Source organism: Pedobacter sp. AC190, assembly GCF_979258025.1.
The window spans coordinates 3,589,814-3,607,518 of record NZ_OZ409824.1; the positions used below are offsets into that span (position 1 = coordinate 3,589,814).

11 protein-coding genes are annotated in these 17,705 nt (G+C 35.7%); 3 read left to right on the top strand and 8 right to left on the bottom strand.

Translation table 11 applies throughout. The annotated features are described in order from the left end of the window. Positions 1-5: 5 nt before the first annotated feature. Positions 6-1,151: an efflux RND transporter periplasmic adaptor subunit gene (locus ACZZZI_RS15820; RefSeq protein ID WP_463489960.1), complete on the top strand. Its 1,146-nt coding sequence runs from the start codon at positions 6-8 to the stop codon at positions 1,149-1,151. A gap of 52 nt (positions 1,152-1,203) precedes the next feature. Here the strand turns inward: ACZZZI_RS15820 and ACZZZI_RS15825 are convergent, their stop codons facing one another. After that, positions 1,204-2,421 (bottom strand): DUF3095 domain-containing protein, encoded by a 1,218-nt coding sequence (locus ACZZZI_RS15825; protein ID WP_463489961.1) that lies wholly within the window; start codon positions 2,419-2,421, stop codon positions 1,204-1,206. 97 nt (positions 2,422-2,518) lie between these two features. Here ACZZZI_RS15825 and treF point away from each other — a divergent pair, with 97 nt between their 5' ends. Next, on the top strand, positions 2,519-4,069 hold the full coding sequence (treF, locus tag ACZZZI_RS15830; RefSeq protein ID WP_463489962.1) for an alpha,alpha-trehalase TreF: 1,551 nt from the start codon (positions 2,519-2,521) through the stop codon (positions 4,067-4,069). Between the two features lie 141 nt (positions 4,070-4,210). Here the strand turns inward: treF and ACZZZI_RS15835 are convergent, their stop codons facing one another. The 7 genes from ACZZZI_RS15835 to ACZZZI_RS15865 form a co-directional block, all read right to left on the bottom strand. After that, positions 4,211-6,247: a glycoside hydrolase family 65 protein gene (locus ACZZZI_RS15835; RefSeq protein WP_463489963.1), complete on the bottom strand. Its 2,037-nt coding sequence runs from the start codon at positions 6,245-6,247 to the stop codon at positions 4,211-4,213. Between the two features lie 82 nt (positions 6,248-6,329). After that, a complete protein-coding gene (locus ACZZZI_RS15840; RefSeq protein ID WP_424057670.1) occupies positions 6,330-7,838 on the bottom strand; it encodes a RagB/SusD family nutrient uptake outer membrane protein in 1,509 nt (502 codons plus the stop codon). Positions 7,839-7,854: 16 nt separating this feature from the next. After that, the gene (locus tag ACZZZI_RS15845) at positions 7,855-10,881 is read right to left on the bottom strand and encodes a SusC/RagA family TonB-linked outer membrane protein (RefSeq protein ID WP_463489964.1); all 3,027 of its coding nucleotides are present in this window, start codon (positions 10,879-10,881) and stop codon (positions 7,855-7,857) included. 125 nt (positions 10,882-11,006) lie between these two features. Next, complete coding sequence (locus ACZZZI_RS15850) at positions 11,007-11,936, bottom strand: carbohydrate kinase family protein (RefSeq protein ID WP_463489965.1); 930 nt, start codon at positions 11,934-11,936, stop codon at positions 11,007-11,009. Between the two features lie 12 nt (positions 11,937-11,948). Beyond that, the gene (locus ACZZZI_RS15855; protein ID WP_463489966.1) at positions 11,949-13,133 is read right to left on the bottom strand and encodes a glucosidase family protein; all 1,185 of its coding nucleotides are present in this window, start codon (positions 13,131-13,133) and stop codon (positions 11,949-11,951) included. Further along, positions 13,130-14,476 (bottom strand): MFS transporter, encoded by a 1,347-nt coding sequence (locus tag ACZZZI_RS15860; RefSeq protein ID WP_463489967.1) that lies wholly within the window; start codon positions 14,474-14,476, stop codon positions 13,130-13,132. Before ACZZZI_RS15860 ends, ACZZZI_RS15855 begins: the two co-directional genes overlap by 4 nt. An 8-nt stretch (positions 14,477-14,484) precedes the next feature. Further along, positions 14,485-16,326: a glycoside hydrolase family 13 protein gene (locus ACZZZI_RS15865; RefSeq protein ID WP_463489968.1), complete on the bottom strand. Its 1,842-nt coding sequence runs from the start codon at positions 16,324-16,326 to the stop codon at positions 14,485-14,487. Between the two features lie 259 nt (positions 16,327-16,585). On the opposite strand from ACZZZI_RS15865, the gene ACZZZI_RS15870 reads away from it, so the two are divergent. Continuing rightward, entirely contained in the window at positions 16,586-17,584 is a 999-nt protein-coding gene (locus tag ACZZZI_RS15870) for a LacI family DNA-binding transcriptional regulator (protein WP_463489969.1), read from the top strand. Positions 17,585-17,705: the final 121 nt, after the last annotated feature.

Consider the following 17,705-nt stretch of genomic DNA (forward strand, 5'->3'; position numbering starts at 1 on the left):
TAAAAATGAAAAGAAAATTAATAACAAGTTTTATCTGCGTAGCAATTTTAACTGCGTGTAGTAATCAAGATAAAAAAGAAGGAAATACGACAATAAATAAAACTATACAGCTGCAAGCTGATGAAGTTCAATTAAGTGCCGAGCAAGTAACAAATGCTGGTATCGCAATTGGGAAACCCAAATCGAAAGGTATGCATAGTGCGGTAAATGTAAACGGCGTTGTAGATGTTCCACCAGAAAATATCTTTTCTGTAAGTATACCGATGGGTGGTTACATTAATAAGATGATGCTTATACCTGGTATGCAGGTAAAAAAGGGTGCGGTTTTGGCAACTGCAGAAGATCAGGAATATATTCAGCTGCAACAAGATTATCTTACCGCGAAAAATAAACTCAAATTTTCGGAAACCGATTACAACAGGCAAAAGGCTTTAAACCAAACGAAAGCAACAAGCGATAAGGTTTTTCAGGTAACCGAGAGCGAATTTAATCATCAAAAAATTCAGGTGAAATCGCTTGCTGAAAAATTAAGATTTATTGGCATTAATCCCGCAATGCTTACGGAAAACAACATTTCGAAAAGCATTAAAATTTATGCCCCAATAAGTGGCTATGTTACAAAAGTTAATGTAAATACAGGGAAATATGTTAACCCGACTGATATATTATTTGAAGTGATTAGTCCAGGTGCACTACATGTTAGCTTAACTGTTTTTGAAGGCGATGCTGCCAACTTAAAAATCGGTCAACAAATTGTATGCTCAACAACGGCAAATCCTAATAAAAAATATTTTGCTAAAATACACCTAATTACACCAAGTATAGAAAATGACAGAACAACAAGTGTACATTGCGATCTGGAGAATGCAGATCGTAAACTATTGCCAGGCACATTCTTAAACGCCTCAATCGCTTTAAACCACGAAAATGTTCAGGCTGTACCAGAAGAAGCAATTGTGAAATGGGAAAACAAATTTTATGTTTTTGCTGATAAAGGCAGTAACCATTACAAAATGATTACTGTAGAGCCTGGTGTTACTATGGATGGTTTTACCGAAGTAAAAACTAAAATAACGGCAGAAAATATTGTTGTTAAAAATGCCTATGCCGTTTTAATGAAAATGAAAAATGGTGGGGAAGAAGGAGAATAAATTCTAAATTTCCATTATAAGAAGAGGATGTTTTAAAACATCCTCTTCTTATTTATAATTGTATGTGTTGTTGTTTAATTTTCTCTTTTAAAACACCAGCTGCCTTAGTATAGCCACCCTCCGAACCATCAACAAAGTGGATGTGATCATCTTCTAAATCTCTTACATAACAAGACATAACCGATTCATTACTTACATACAATCCATAAATAATTTTCTCAGTTTTTTCGAGTTCATTTAATACTTTTTCTAAAGCCAATCTTTGTTGTTTTACACCTGTAATTACGGTGTTAATTCGGCCATCTATAACCAAAGTATCAGCCATTTCTACCAGTTGTTTTAAGTAGTTTTTGCCGCTTTCTGTTTTAAAGTAGAAACGCCCGTAAAGATTAATTATCCAGGTTTTTATGAGTTCTAAAAACTTAATTTTTCCTAAACGATGTTTCATTTCTTTGCCAAGATTATTGAAACTAGTTCGGAAAATTAATTTAGGGATCGAAATGGGTTGACGTTTCTCCTGATTTCCATAAATTTTATCAATTTGATTAATAACTTCGCTAAAAACCTCAGCTTGTTTAGAGCAGTTTTGAGCGATTACAAGAAGCGTTACAACTTCCTCGCTATTTTCTGGTGGCTCTATCTTATCCCATCTGCATTGCATTCCGCTTAAATCCAGTTCATCATCAGAGGCATCGTGTCCGTTTAATAAATAATCTTCTCCCTTGATAATCTTTTCTGCATATTCCAAGCCATCGCCTAAAACAATTGGTATAGAAAAGTTCCCCGAATTACTAAATCTGCAGATTTTTAAGCTATGTTTTTTTGCATACACTTCTGAAACAGGAATAATTCCAGCTCTTAAATCGAGATTGAAATTTTGAAGCATATTGGTTCTGTAAAGCAACAGTGCTTTCATCACCTCATTTACAATAACATTTGGAACTATAAAAGTTGCGCCATCGCCACCGAAGAAAAATGGGACTAAAATTTTTGCTTTAAATGCTAGGTTTAAAACAGTAACAATACTTCCAGTAGCAATTAGATTAACGGTTTCGTGTAAGCCTGATAAAACTGCATTTGTAGAACCTTTAATATCTGTAATAATAATATGCCAATCATTGGGAACATCAAAAAAAGCATCTTTCTTTATCAGTAATTCGCTTAGCGCAATTTTATTGATGGGTAAATTAGAAAAAAAAAGATCTTGATTCTCGGTCATAACTTTAATCTGGTCGATATCTAATGTACGTAAACTCCTGCTATAAAACATTCGCTTTTACAAGATGTTTACCTCATTAAAAACTAATGAATTAACAAAGTGTTTTGGAAGATATTTTTTTTATCTTTAATATCAATGCTATAATTTTATGAGAAAAATATTAATCTTTTGTTTCCTGCTCATCTCCCTTAAATCAATCGCCCAAAAGCAGCTTAGCCCAATTCAAACCTATCCAGGTTTATTTGAAAAGGTGCAGTTGGCTGGTATTTATCCCGATAGTAAATCTTTTGCAGATGCTATTCCTAAAAGAACATCGAATGTGATTATGGAGGCTTATGCAAAGCAAAAAGATTTGAAAGAATTCGATCTCAAAAAATTTGTTAATGAGTATTTTAGTTTGCCAGAAAACCATAATGCACTTTATCAATCTGATATAAGTGCAGGAATAGAAAAGCATTTGGATACACTTTGGAAAGTTTTGGAAAGAAGTCCTGATCAGGTTTCAGACATTAAGACATCACTTTTGCCTTTACCAAAACCTTACATAGTACCTGGCGGGAGATTTAGAGAAATATATTATTGGGATTCTTATTTTACAATGCTTGGCCTAAAAAAAGCAGGTAAAACAAAAATTATGAAAGATATGATCGATAATTTCGCCTATCTGATTAATACTTATGGTTTTATCCCGAATGGAAACAGAAGCTATTATTTAACACGTTCGCAACCTCCATTCTTTGCTTCTATGGTTCAGTTGTTGGCCGAAAACAACCCAGACGTTAAGGTTAGCGACTACAAAGAAGCGCTGGAAAAAGAATATAACTTTTGGATGAAAGGCGCTGAAACTTTAGCTAATGGTAAAGCAATTAACCATTCTGTTAAAATGAAGGATGGAACTGTGTTAAACCGCTATTACGATGCTGGCGATCAGCCAAGAGAAGAATCTTACAAGGAAGATTTTGAAGCAGCAAAGAAGACAAAGCAAATACCTGCCGTGTTTTTAAGAAATGTACGTTCTGCTGCAGAATCGGGTTGGGATTTTAGTAGCCGCTGGTTTGCGGATGGCGAAAATTTTAGTCAGATTATTACGACTGATATACTCCCTGTTGATTTAAATACATTGATGTATAACTTGGAGAAAACTATACAGACAGCCAATTTAGAGGCGGGCGATTTAAAGAAAGCAAGCTTGTTTTTAGCCAAGGCGCAAAAACGTAAAACGGCAATTTTAAAATACTTCTGGAACGATAAGCAGAATTTCTTCACCGATTATAATTGGAAAACGCAAATGCCATCAAAGCAAGTTACTTTAGCCGCTTTATTTCCTTTGTATTTTAAAATAGCAACACCCGCTCAGGCCAAATTCGTTTCGGTGAAAGTTGAGCAGGATTTTTTAAAGTCAGGCGGTTTAATAACAACCGTAAAAACGACTAAAGAACAATGGGATTCGCCAAATGCGTGGGCACCATTGCAATGGGTAAGCATTCAAGGACTGCATAATTATGGATACGATAAACTTGCTGATACCATAACTAAACGATGGGTAAATTTAAACATCGCGGTATTTAAACAAACAGGTAAGCTTATGGAGAAATATAATGTTGTTAATGCCGATAGTAAAGGCGGGGGTGGAGGGGAATATCCTTTACAAGATGGTTTTGGTTGGACAAACGGTGTCTTACTAAAGTTATTAAAATAGAGTTTACAAGCTTAAAAGCATCATTTTATTTTCATTGGGAGAATAAAATGATGCTTTTTTATTGAGAATGTTTTGATATTAATTTCTGAATTAAAAAATATTTAAACTTCTATTCAGATTCTTAAATTTCTTAAAGTTGTTTTATTTTTTATTGGTATTTATGAATGTTTTTCCATCAACTCCAACACCAGTTATTTTTACTGATTTCCAGTTTGGAGGTAAAACACTTGGTATCTGTGTAATTCCTTTTGGAGAAATATCTAATCCGCCAAAACCCATTAAAACACTTTGTAATACACCCCCTGCTCCAGTTGCGAAATAAGGATTTGTACCCCCTTTAGTTTCTGCAATAACTCTGAATGGTGGATTTAAATTTGGTTGATATGCCTCTTTAAAATAAGAATAAGCTTTATTACCGTTTCCAGTTCTTGCATAAAGCAAGGCAAAAATGGCATGAGTCATTGCAGGTGTTCCTTCATCAGGTATTCTGGTTTCGTAATATGCGAGGTCTTTTTCAATCTGATTTTTATCTACAATAGTTTTTAAAGGATAGGCGAGTAAATTAACATCAGCTTGTTTTATACCCTCGCCGTTGTAACTAGCGTGTTCCTTGGTAACCCCATCAGGAAATTTCAAAACGGGAATGTTTTTCTCAACTAATTCCCAGTCTTTATTTAAAGGCATCCCTAAAATAGCTGCGGCTAAATTTGCATTCTTTAAGTTCAGCTTAGCTGCAGCATTGGTAAAGGCGTTATTATCAACATTTTCTGCCCATTCATCTGCTGCTACAACATTTTTTATATCATATTGATTCGGTCCATTTCTTTCTACTCTACTCGCCCAGAAATCTGCAGTTTGAGATAAAATAGGCCAGCCTTTTTCTTTTAACCAGATTTTATCCTGGGTTACAGCATAATAATTCCAGGCTGCGAGTGCAACATCGGCAGAAATATGGTGTTCAAACGGACCGCTTAACGCCCAAACAGGTGTTTCTTCTACACCAGTATCGGCACTTTCCCATGGATACATGGCCCCTTTGAAACCATGAGAAAAAGCATTTTTCTTTGCAGCTTCCAATCTCTCGAAACGATACTCGATTAAAGATTTGGCAATATCAGGATGTAAAACAAGCAAAGCTGGAAACATCCAAATATCCGTATCCCAAAAAACATGGCCATTATAGCCTAAACCAGATAAACCCATTGGCGACAAAGAATAGGAAGTGCCTGCTCTAGAAAAGGCTGTTAAATGGTATAACATGCTGTGTACATCTTGCTGTGCCTGCGGATCACCTTCTATTTGAATATCCGATTTCCATATTTCATCCCATGCCGAATTATGGAATTTAATTAATCTGTCATGTCCTTCCAGCTTGGCAAAAATCGTCATGCGCTCTGCTTCGTTAAGCGGATCTGCATGTTGAGCAGAGCTAATCGTACTTCCAACAACTGAATAGGTATAGCTTTCGCCAGCTTTTAAGGTTTTATTAAATTTCATCAAATGGCTATTATTATCCCACATTTCATGGATAATTTTCGGCTCGCTACCATGTTGTTCGGTAAATAAAAAACTATTCGAAGCGCATAACTGTAATTTGCCAGTAGGACTCTTCGCTGTCGAAGTAAGTAAACTAAGGGTGACATGCGGTCTATCGATTTCATTATAGTAATTTTCGACATCTCTAAGCGCGTCGGGGGTTTCCATTACGCTTGCGGCCGTTAATTTTAAATCCTCTTTGGCTGTAATTGTTACATCCATTAATACCGAAAATGGTAATTGCCTCAATGCATAGTAAGTATACTTTATAGTCGCTTTACTTCCGTAATTTAGCTGTGTGGTAAAAGAGGCGTGCTGCATATTCAATTCTTGCTGCATGGCTTGGGTATTTTGTCCATCCAACCGCTTTCCATCAATTTCAATATACATATTAAGTAAATTAAAACCGTTTAGGAAATTACTTACACGCCCTCTTCCGTAAGTATCGTAAGCACCAGCAAGCACAACATTTTTAACTTTAAAAGGTTGCGGGGCAGAAACTATTCCAATAATTCCGTTTGCAACGGTTACGCCATAGTAATTGTTCGGATCTATTTTATCGGCTTTGATTTTCCAGGGGTCTTGTGCTTTCGAAACCAAACCAAAGGATATTATTAATAAAAGTATCGGCGTAATCTTCATGGTGATAAATTTGTATTGTACTTTTTACTAAAAAACTAAGCCTGATAAAATCAGGCTTAGTTTAATTAATATTTAGTGTAAATTAATAACCTGTATTTTGAATCAGGTTTGGATTTCCAAGTTGGTTATCAGGGATAGGGAATAATAAGTATTTAGCCTCGCTCGCTGGTTTTTCTTGCCAAGCTGCAAGGAATTTTCCAAAACGAATTAAATCCTGTCTTCTGAAACTTTCCCAATAAAGTTCGCGACCACGCTCATCAAGTAGAATGTCTAAAGTTAAGCTTGGCAGTGTAGATGCACCTCTAACTGTTCTAATTGAATTAACAATCGTTAGTGCTTGTGGCGTTAATGAAGTTCTTAATTGTGCTTCTGCTTTCATTAACAGCACATCAGCGTAACGGAAATAAACCCAATCATTATCAGGTTTTTTAGAGCCTGAATTTGCATAATCTACTGGATATTTAATAACACGGATACCAGCAACCTCTAAGTGATTAGGATCGCGTTCGATAATGCTTACTTCTGGAGTAAAAGCCAAAGGATTTCCTTTTCTATCTTTTAAGGCAGCACCGTTTTGATCAACTTGCTGACCAACTAAAAATCCAACTCTCAAACCAGAGACATTGGTTTGACCAGCATACGAACCACCTCTTCTTTTATCTGCTGCTTCGAATTTAGCATAAAAGTTAGATAAGGAAGAGAAGCCATTGTAACCACTCGGGTTTTGATTATAATGGGTGGTACATTTCCACTGGCCATCTAAATCGCTTCCAGAAGTACCACCAATATTTTGTGCAGTAAAAATATTCTCTTTTGACAATACATCATTAGTAGGTGCAAAATTATCAAAGTAGTTAGCAGATAAAACATAACCACCTGTAGCAATTTCATCAGCTAATGTGATAACTTTAGCCATGTCTGCCGCGTCGAAAGTAGGCGCATTTCTATTAATAAAGGCACCTTTATTTAAATATACTTTCATTAAAAGTGTTTTTGCTGCATTTTTATTGGCAATGTTTGCTGGGCCAGCTGGTAAATCAGGAATGATTGCCGTTAATTCATTAACCAAGTAAGCAACTTCATCGGCTGCATTTCTAACTCGCGATGGTTTAGTTACGTCTTCACCTGCGTCTCTGTACGGAACTTGTCCCCAGCCATCTAAAATTGAAAATTGCGCAAAGGCACGTAAAAAACGAGCTTGTGCAGCCTGGCTTGGAGTCGGATTTGCGCCCAAAACGCTTGTTGATACATAAGAAATACTATTTAAATCTCTGAAAACATCAGAAATTCTAGAATGATCTGGAGCCCATTTATGTAAGTGTAACGAGCGCCATGCTCCATTATCATCCCAGTCGCCTGCACGGGTTGGAACAATTATCTCATCAGAGGTTACCTCTTGTAGAGCTGCCCAATTCCATGGAGCTTGGTAAGGGCCGATCATCGCTGCGTAAGATGCACCTAATAAACCCGAAACATTACCGCCAGATACCCCAGCACTTCCAACCTGACCATTCAGGTCTTCATTTAACTTGGTACAACCTGCAAAACTTAAGGCTACCATTGTTAAACCTATAATATATTTATTTTTCATGTTATTATGAATTAAATTAAAGAGAAAAATTAACTCCGAAATTGAAAGTTCTAGCAGTTGGATAAGCGGTGTAATCTATACCTGCAGATGGTACGCCACTTACACTCTTATTTACATTAACCTCTGGATCAAAACCTGTGTAGTTTGTTATTACAAATAAATTTTGTCCGTTAACATAGATATTCAAAGATTTGATTGCTTTACCAACATTACCAATGTTATAGTTAATTGTAGCATTCGCCAATTTTACATAATCTCCTTTTTCAATGTACCTAGAAGATGCAGCAATAGGATTTGCCAGAGATTCTTGAACTGGTAAACTTACTAAAGCTGAAGAAACATTACGTGTACCTAAATTTGAAATTGCCAATACTGAGTTTGCTGTATTGTTGTAAATGCTCTGTCCGAAAGCACCGTTTAAGTTTGCTGTTAAGGAGAATTTTTTATATCTGAAATTAGTACTGAAACCCATAATTACTTTTGGATTCGGATTACCTACGTAGTAGTTAGTAAAACCATCATCAGTATATAAAGAGAAACCATTTGCATCTAAACCGTTATACTGTCTGGTAACCATTGCAAAAAGCGGTAATCCATTTTGAATAACTTCTGTTGTCACTCCACTTAAACCTTGTCCGTTTAATGAACCAGTTTTGATGATGCCGTTAATGTTTTGAACTTTATTTTTGATAAATGTAGCGTTACCACTTACATTCCATGACATATTGTCTTTTTCGATTACATTTGCACTTAAACTTAACTCAACACCTTTATTGATAATTTGGCCTGGTAAATTCACCCAAGTAGGAACATTTCCACCAACTGCAGGTACAAATGAAATTTGAGGGAATAACAAATCGTTGGTTTCTTTGTTGAAATAATCAACTGATCCTGTTAGTTTATTGCCTAAAAATCCGAAATCAACTCCAACGTTGGTTTGTTTATCCGACTGCCATTTTAGGTTTGGATTTGCGTTGTTAATCGCTACTAAAGTTGGTGCACCATTGGCATTGCCATAATCATATCGTTGTTGTGCAGATCCAGAAGGGAAATCCTGGTTACCAGTTTTACCATAGCCCACTCTTAATTTTAGTTGGTCAATCCAGGCAGCATCTTTCATAAAAGCTTCTTTCTTAATATCCCACGCTGCTGCAAACGAAGGGAAGTAACCATAACGATTTGTTTTACCAAATTTGGTCGATCCATCCGCTCTGAATGTTGCGGTTAAAATATATTTACTATCGTAGTTAAAAATTGCTCTTGCGAAATAGGATTGCAACTCTGTTGTTGGGTTATTAAAAGCAGAGAAAGTACGGTTAGCAGGCGCAGTAGTTTGAAAAGAATCGGTATAATCTGATGCAATATCGCCAAAACCTGTTGCTGTATTAATGGTTCCCTTGTTAATGAAATTCGAATATTCGTAACCAACAATTGCGTTTAAATTTAATTTTGTTGCAATCTCTTTGTTAAAGTTTAAGGTATTGGTAAATTGTTGAGTAATTAATTCGGTGTTAGAATAACTTGCATAACCACCTAAGAAATTACCATCTGGCTGAATTCCTTGTAAGTTCAAGAAGCTTCTTGTTGATGCCCTTCTGTTACCATTACTGTAATTAACACTTGCAAGCATTCGGTATTCTAACCAAGGTGTTATTTTATAGTATGGAGATACACTTCCTAAAATGGTTGATACTTTAGCCTTATCGCTATTTGCGGCTAATGCAGCAAGAGGATTAATTGTTGTAGAGCCATAATCGATAAACAAACTACCATCTGGGTTATAAAATGATTGAGTTGGGTTCCAAGATAATGCCTGGCTAATTAAACTTCCTGTAAAACCTGCGTCGGTTGTAATTGGTGCAATACTTTCTAAGTATTGATTACTAATCATATTAATATCAAGGCCTAATTTTTTGCTTTCTAAGAACTTAAAATTACCGTTAAAACCTGCGCTGTATTTTTTAAAATCAGTAGATTTAATGATACCTTGCTGATCTTGATAGCCTAAAGATGCACGGAAAGTATTTCCATTTGAACCACCACTTATACCTACAGAATAGTTTTGATTGTAAGCGGTACGAAGAACTTCATCTAAAGCGTCAACACTTGTGCCGAAGTTTCCATTTGCTAAATTATATTTAGCTAAAGCTGCACGATATTCATCTCCTGATAAAACATCAACCTTTTTTGAAATGCTTCCAACACCTGCAGATGCACTAATATCTATTTTCGTATCGCCAGATTTACCGCGTTTGGTGGTGATTAAAACTACACCGTAAGCAGCTCGAGAACCATAAATTGCTGTTGCAGATGCATCTTTTAAAATCTCCATCGATTCGATATCAGCTGGATTGATAAAGTTTAATGGATTGCCATCTGGAGCAGTACCAATACCTGCACTGGTAGAAGGTCTTGCAGATCTACCATCAAGTGCAACTCCATCAACTACATAAAGTGGTTGTCCTGTACCTGTAATGGCTGAGTTACCCCTGATTCTTACTGTAGATGCGCCACCAGGCTGACCGCTATTGTTAATCATTTGCACACCAGCAACTTTACCCTGAATTAATTGATCAGGTGCGTTGAGAGGGCCTTTGTTAAAATCTTTAGCCGAAACAGTTGTAGCAGCCCCAGTTAAGTCACTTTTCTTAACCGAGCCGTAACCCACAACTACTACAGCATCAAGGTTATTTGATGAAAGTAAGGTAACATTCAAAGTGGTTTGGTTATTAACACTTACGGTTTGGGTTTCCATACCCACGAAGCTGAAAATTAATTTTGACGTAGGTGAAGGAACTGAAATTGAAAACTTTCCTTCAATGTCTGATTGTGTTCTGGTATTTGTGCCAGCTACCTGAATCGTTGCTCCCGGAATAGGTGATTTATCGCTATCGTAAACGATACCCTTTACTACAGTTTGAGCGAATGCCGCTGTACTAAGGAACAGCATTAAGAAACTTAATATAATAAGTTTCTCCAAAGAATGCAATTTCTGTTTGTAAGACGAAACAGTCCAATTGCTTTTTGGTAAAGTAATGTTCATAATTGATTTATTAAATTGGTTAGTAAATTTTGGTTATTTAAGTTTTTGTAGGTTTAATCTTAAGGTGGGATGTGTTTTGTCATGTTTTTTCTGGTTAGATGTTATTAGTTAAGATACAATTTATTTTACGTGTTAATCAAATTACCCTTATATAATGGCTCAGATTTCTCTATTTTCTGTCTAGCAGTTGTAAGCGCATTTTCAATACAATCCTCGATAGATTTTTTGTTTATAAAATGTGCCAGAAAACCCGCCCAAAATGCATCGCCAGCACCTGTAACATTAACTACTTTGTTAACAGGTAAGGCTAGTTTATGAAACCAGGCTTGATTTTCTTTTTTGAACCAAACACCATCTTTTCCACAAGTAAGGCATATTACTCGTGCATCTATATGATTAAGTTCCTGCATCGATTCTTCAATAGTTAATTTTCTGCCCGTAAATCTTTCAATATCATCTAAGCTTATTTTTATAAGAGGCTTAAATCTGCAAATTTGATTGAAAACATTAACTCCATTATCCTCATTCCAGATAGATGGGGCATAATTCCAATCAATCGACAGATATTTACCCATTTTGTAAGCCTTCGAAAAAGCATTTAAAATATTGCTTTTTGCTGGGTCCTTGCTCAACGCAAAAGCTGTGGTGTGTAATAATTCAGCTTCATTAATGAGGTTATCTTCAATTTTTTTTATCTGCAGGTCTGCACCTCTGTAAGCGATAAAATCTGGAGTGTTCTTACTCTTGCCAACTAATACCAAACTTGTTTGATAATTTGGAAGTCGGGTTAAATATTTATCCGATAATCCAACTTCTTTTATCTCATTTATTAAATAGGTCCCTAAACCATCATCGCCAACCGAGCCAATTAGTTCGGCATCAATATTCATCCATTTTAAGTTTGCACATAAGTTTGCAGAACTTCCGCCTTGACTCATTACAAATCCAGAAGAAAACGCCAATGATTCTATATCTTTTTCAGATATTAAATCTGCCAGTAGCTCTCCAATTACCAGCACCTTTTTTTTCGATAGATCATTCATAGTCTCATTCATCTTTTCCACCAATTAAAATTTAAAAAGCTTTGCAAAGGAGTTATTTAATATAGATTGTTCGGCAATTATGGCTCCCGCAGCACTCCAGGTACAATTTGGTACACCACAAGGGTTTTTGTCCTCACCATGTAAGCATTCATTGAATAATTCTGCCTTTGCATTTGCTGTATGTATATTTATTATTAAATCTTTTGCAAGTACCACTTCTCCATATTGATTTAATGCGGAAACCAACCAGCCATTCCAAACTGCCCATAAACCACCATTATGAAAGTAATTTGGTTGGTTACGAAAGGCATAGGCGTAATTGTTTTTAAGCTCATTCATATCTGCATCTTCATTTTTAATAGTAGGATAGAAGGATGGGAGCATGAATTTTTTCTTGGTATATAGGTTTTTTATCCAACTTAATAAGCTATCATTTTGGTGCTGATCGCCAATATTTAATAGTAAAGCGAATGTGTTGGCTTGTAGATCAAAATATTTGTAAATTCTTGCTGGATTAAATCCCATTAACCAAAATTCGTTCGAAGCATCTTCCATTTGATGAAGCAGGTTTGGTGCATAGGTAGATTGATTAGCTTCTGTTTTCCAATAATTTTGTCGAATGGATTTTACAATCTTTTCTGCCTGATCTGTCCAAAGTTTATTTGTAGTTATTGATGAAGCTAAACGTAATGCCCAAACCCTTAGTATCTGGTCAAAAAGTATATAACCATGTTGTATATATTCATCAGCCCAATCTCCACTTTGTGGAACATAGATTAAATTTTTGCCATTAAATTCCCAGGCATCCATTACCGAAAAGCATTTTTTAAGTTCCCTTTGATATTTTTCCCAAAGGGATTTATCGCCAGTTAAAATTGTATAAGCACATACAACAATTACAGCCCAAGATGGATTGTCGGCTCGGCCTGAAGTTCCGCCATAACTTACTGTGTGATCAGTTGGTGAAACATTAGAAGGCATAAAACCAAGCGAATGCTGATTGCTTAAAAGTGTTTCTATAGTAGATTTAGCCGTTTCTATTAATTTTTTATCGTCACTCAATAATGCGGCAATTGATGTTATTACTCCATCTCTAGTCCAAACACGTTTGTAATTATCGTGTTCATGCACAGCTGCAACAAATCCAAACGGTGTTGATGCCTCATGCAAAAGGTTTAAAGAAAGGTTATATGCATTTATATCGATCATCCTAGTTCTACGCTTTTTTTCTTGATGAATAAAACCATTATTCCGCCAATAGCAATTAATGCACCTGCAAATAAAATGGCATTTTCGGGGTTATGGCCCAAAAGGTACTTGTATATATATTTAAAAGTTATGGTTTCGAGTAGCATCGGCATAACGATAAACATGTTCAGTATACCCATAAAAATTCCAGTTTGCGCTTTCGGAATGCTCCCAGCCAGCATGGCATAAGGTGTACCCATCATACTTGCCCATGCAATACCCAATCCGATTATTGGAATAATGAGCAAAGCTTCGTTGTTTATCATTGGTAAAGAAATCAGGCATAAACCACCTAATATCAGACTTAAAAAATGGACCCTTTGTGCTGTGATTTTCCTGGCGAAATAGGCCAAAGGAAAAGCAACTAAAAAAGTGATCACATTGTAACCCCCATTAACCGTTCCTGTTAGCAATTGTGCCGAGGCAAAGCCATCAGAAGCGGGATCAACGGTGTTAAAAATTGTTTTGGCCAAACACAGGGTAATGAATTGCCAATAGATAAACATTCCATACCAGTTAAAAAGATAAACAATGCCGAGCTTTTTCATTGTTGGTGGCATAACTTTAAAGGCCTCGATAATATCTTTAAAAATGCTTCCGATTCCGCCAGGCATTGCTTTAACCTTTTTAATTTCTTCTGCGGTTAAAGGCGTTTCTTTTGTGGTGAAACAACTGAACATAATAGAGCCGATGGAAACTACTCCTCCGATAAAAAAAGCAGCATAAGTGGTATATGGAATATTGTTTGCACTTCTGGAGTGAATACTGATTAAGCCCGCAGCAATTAAAATACCTGGCGTTAAGTTGGCTAAAGTAATGCCCAGGCCAGTAAAGAAACTTTGTGTTAAAAAGCCGAGAGCATGTTGTTCTGATGGGAGTTTATCGCTTACAAAAGCCCGATAAGGTTCCATTGTAATGTTATTGCCTGCATCTAGAATCCAAAGTATGCTTGCCGCCATCCAAATAGAACTGCTGTAGGGCATGGCAAATAAACAAATGCTGCACAGTATAGCTCCAATTAAAAAATAAGGTCTTCGTCTGCCAAATCTGCTGGTGGTTTTATCACTCATTGCACCGATAATAGGCTGAATAATTAATCCAGTCATTGGGCCAGCAAGATTTAACAATGGAATCTGATCTGCATTAGCGCCTAAGTAAGAATATATCGGCGTCATGTTGGTTTGCTGTAAACCAAAACTATATTGGATGCCAAAGAAACCGAAGTTCATGGCTATAATAGATCCGAAATTTAACTTAATTCCCGATGAAAAACTTTCAACCTTTTTTTCTGAAGCTACAATCATATTTAAGGTTATTTAAGTTTATAAATTACAGATTGCCAAGGCAGTAAATTAATGCGGTTTGCTGTTATAGCTGCTTTATTATAATTACTGATTAGCAGTTTAGAAGCATTGGTATTTATGTTTTTATCAATTTTATAATTGATTTTTTTAGTAGAAAAATTTAAGATAACCAGCACCTTCTCATTTCCTTCGCTACGTGTATAACAGTAAACTTCAGGGTTGTTTATATCATAAACTTTATAAGTGCCATAAATTAAAGCAGCGCTATTTTTACGAAGGGCAACTATCTTTTTAAAATAAGATAAAACGCTATTTGGATCAACCGCTTCAGTTGTTACGTTAACTGCTTTGTAATTCTGATTAATTTTTATCCAAGGTTTGCCCGTCGTAAATCCTGCATTCTCTGAAGAATTCCATTGAAAAGGTGTTCGAGTATTATCACGCGATATGAATTTTTGTTGTTCCATAAAAGCTGTAACATTTTCGCCTTTGGCAACATGGTTTTTGTAAGCATTTATGGTGGCAATGTCTTTATAATCTTCAATTTTATCGAATTTGATATTCGACATGCCCAGTTCATCGCCATTAAAGTAAAATGGTGTACCACGCATGGTCATAATTAACGTTGTTAATAATTTAGAAGAAGCTGCTCTAAACTGCTCATTATCGTTGCCATATTTGCTCACCATTCGTGGTACATCATGGTTGGCGAGAAACACAGCTAGCCAGCCTTTATCAGCAAATGAGGTTTCCCATTTGGTAAAAACACGCTTAAGATCAGTAAGTTTATAACCTTTGGGATCGTTCCCGACATCCATCACTTCAAAATGATAGGCCATATTTAACTCATTTCTATCCTCATCTACAAGCGAGTGCGCATCTTCAAGCGTACTGCCTGCACCTTCTGCAACAGTCATTACATTATATTTGCTAACAACTGTTTTATTCATTTCCTTTAAATAAGTATGCAGGTTTGGACCCATACCGTAATATTTAATTATATTTTTTTCGTAACCTTCAGGATATTTTTGCCAGGTAGTATCTTTTGAAACGTATTGAAAGGCATCCATTCTCAATCCATCAATTCCTTTATCTAACCAGAACTTCATCATATCGTAAACCTCGTTTCTAAGCTTTTCATTTTCCCAGTTCAAATCGGGTTGCTTTTGAGAGAAATAATGTAAATAATATGCATTAGTCGTTTTATCGAATTTCCAGGCGTCATTATTTACATCGAAGAAACTATATCTTGGTGTTGGCGTTCCTTTTTCTGCTGGCCACCAGTGGTAATAATCGCGGTAAGAATTTGTACGAGAAGATTTTGATTGTTTAAACCATTCATGTTCATCGCTGCTATGGTTAAGAACCATATCTAAAACCAGTTTAATTTTTCTTTCGTGCAATCCTGCAAGTAATTTGTCAAAATCCTGCATGGTACCAAATTCCTTCATTATGTTCCTATAGTCACTAATGTCGTAACCATTATCATCGTTAGGCGAAGAGAAGATTGGGTTTAACCAAACAGCATCAACCCCTAAACTTTTAATATAATCGAGCTTAGATATAATTCCTTTTAAATCGCCAACACCGTCGCCGTCACTATCTTTAAAACTTCTAGGATAAATTTGATACACTACAGCTTCCTTCCACCAGGTACGATTTTTAACTGTTTTGAAATCGCTGTCTTTTTGGGCATAGCCAAATGAAGCGATAAATAGAAGCGTGAACAATAAGAAACCCTTAACATGATTAAAATGCTTAGAAACTTGCGGTCTTCTAAATATGGAAGTTTTACCGTTAGTTAAAAAGATAGGCGAATGCGAGTATTTTTTTCTTTCGATTTTACTCATAATCACTCTAATCAGTTTGGTTAGAAACATATTTAAAGTTTAGTTTTAGTTAGGTATTTGGCTAGATTACTAGATTAAGAAAACGGCTTAAATAATTAAAGCCTGGCTTACCTTTTGTTTCTAATAATTATATGAAGATAAAAGTAAAAGCGATTCGAAACCCCGCAAAATAGAGAAATTTAACCGCAAACGTTTGCGGAAACATTTGCGGAAATGTTTGTTGTGGAAAACTTATATTTGAGTAACCAAATAAATAGAGATGCGTCAAAATCCTACATTAAAGAAAATTGCTGAAAAGTTAAGTCTAAGTATATCAACAGTTTCCAGAGCTTTAAAAGACCATCCAGATATTTCGGCTGAAACAAAAAAGAAAGTGAATGAGCTGGCCGAACTTATAGAGTACGACCCAAATCCTTATGCCGTAAACCTGAGAACACATAATAGCAAGGAGTTTGCGGTGGTTGTTCCGAGTCTTTCGAATTTCTTTTATCACTCCTTTATAAGTTCGATTGAGGAAGATGCAAGGATTTATGGGTATTCGATTATTATCTATCGTTCATCTAACGACCCAAAGATCGAACTGGAGATTTTGAAAAATTGTAGGCATAAAAGAGTTTCAGGAATATTTATTGCCATTACATCAGAAACCAAAGAAATAGAACCTTTTCTTAAATTGGATACGCAAGGTATTCCTGTCATTTTTTTTGATAAAGTTCCTGCGTATGAGTCGTGCAATAAAATTTGTGTTAATGATGCACACGCAGCAACTTTAGCGGCTTTAGAAATTTTAAAGAAGGATGTTAAGCGTGTTTTTGGCATTTTTGGCGATAAGAATATGTCAATAACCCAGGTTAGGTTACCAAAATTCTCTGAAGTGCTGTTAAATGCAAATCCTGACATAAATTTAGAAACGGTGCACGCCACAAGTTCAGATGAAGCAGAAAGTATGACTTTAAAGGCGCTATTAAATTATAAGAAAAATGATTTTGTAGTTTTTTGCATGAGCGATGAAACTTTAGCTGGAGCCATGAAAGCCATTCAACGAAAAGGGCTTAAAACGCCAGAGGATATTGGTATAATTGCGATAAGCGATGGAATGATTCCTAAGTTGTTTTATCCAGAAATTACTTATGCCGAAACAAGTGGCTTTAAGTTGGGTAAATTAGCTTTTAGTAGAATGATGAAATGTATAGCTGGAAGTTCGTTTGCGCAAACCATAATCGATCAATCTATTCTTGTAAAAGGTGGTTCGCTTTAAGTGTTAAGGTAAAATGTTAAACGGTTGCAATTGTTGTATTATATAATCATTTTTAAGAAATGTAAATTTTGTAACTGTTTTTCAGCTAATTAATTTATTTTTAATAAGATTTTCCTCCAAA

What these genes read in the sequence shown, in the direction of transcription:
- ACZZZI_RS15820 (WP_463489960.1), top strand. Translation starts at nt 6, where the DNA reads ATGAAAAGAAAATTAATAACAAGTTTTATCTGCGTAGCAATTTTAACT.
- ACZZZI_RS15825 (WP_463489961.1), bottom strand. Translation starts at nt 2,421, where the DNA reads ATGTTTTATAGCAGGAGTTTACGTACATTAGATATCGACCAGATTAAA.
- treF (WP_463489962.1), top strand. Translation starts at nt 2,519, where the DNA reads ATGAGAAAAATATTAATCTTTTGTTTCCTGCTCATCTCCCTTAAATCA.
- ACZZZI_RS15835 (WP_463489963.1), bottom strand. Translation starts at nt 6,247, where the DNA reads ATGAAGATTACGCCGATACTTTTATTAATAATATCCTTTGGTTTGGTT.
- ACZZZI_RS15840 (WP_424057670.1), bottom strand. Translation starts at nt 7,838, where the DNA reads ATGAAAAATAAATATATTATAGGTTTAACAATGGTAGCCTTAAGTTTT.
- ACZZZI_RS15845 (WP_463489964.1), bottom strand. Translation starts at nt 10,881, where the DNA reads ATGAACATTACTTTACCAAAAAGCAATTGGACTGTTTCGTCTTACAAA.
- ACZZZI_RS15850 (WP_463489965.1), bottom strand. Translation starts at nt 11,936, where the DNA reads ATGAATGAGACTATGAATGATCTATCGAAAAAAAAGGTGCTGGTAATT.
- ACZZZI_RS15855 (WP_463489966.1), bottom strand. Translation starts at nt 13,133, where the DNA reads ATGATCGATATAAATGCATATAACCTTTCTTTAAACCTTTTGCATGAG.
- ACZZZI_RS15860 (WP_463489967.1), bottom strand. Translation starts at nt 14,476, where the DNA reads ATGATTGTAGCTTCAGAAAAAAAGGTTGAAAGTTTTTCATCGGGAATT.
- ACZZZI_RS15865 (WP_463489968.1), bottom strand. Translation starts at nt 16,326, where the DNA reads ATGAGTAAAATCGAAAGAAAAAAATACTCGCATTCGCCTATCTTTTTA.
- ACZZZI_RS15870 (WP_463489969.1), top strand. Translation starts at nt 16,586, where the DNA reads ATGCGTCAAAATCCTACATTAAAGAAAATTGCTGAAAAGTTAAGTCTA.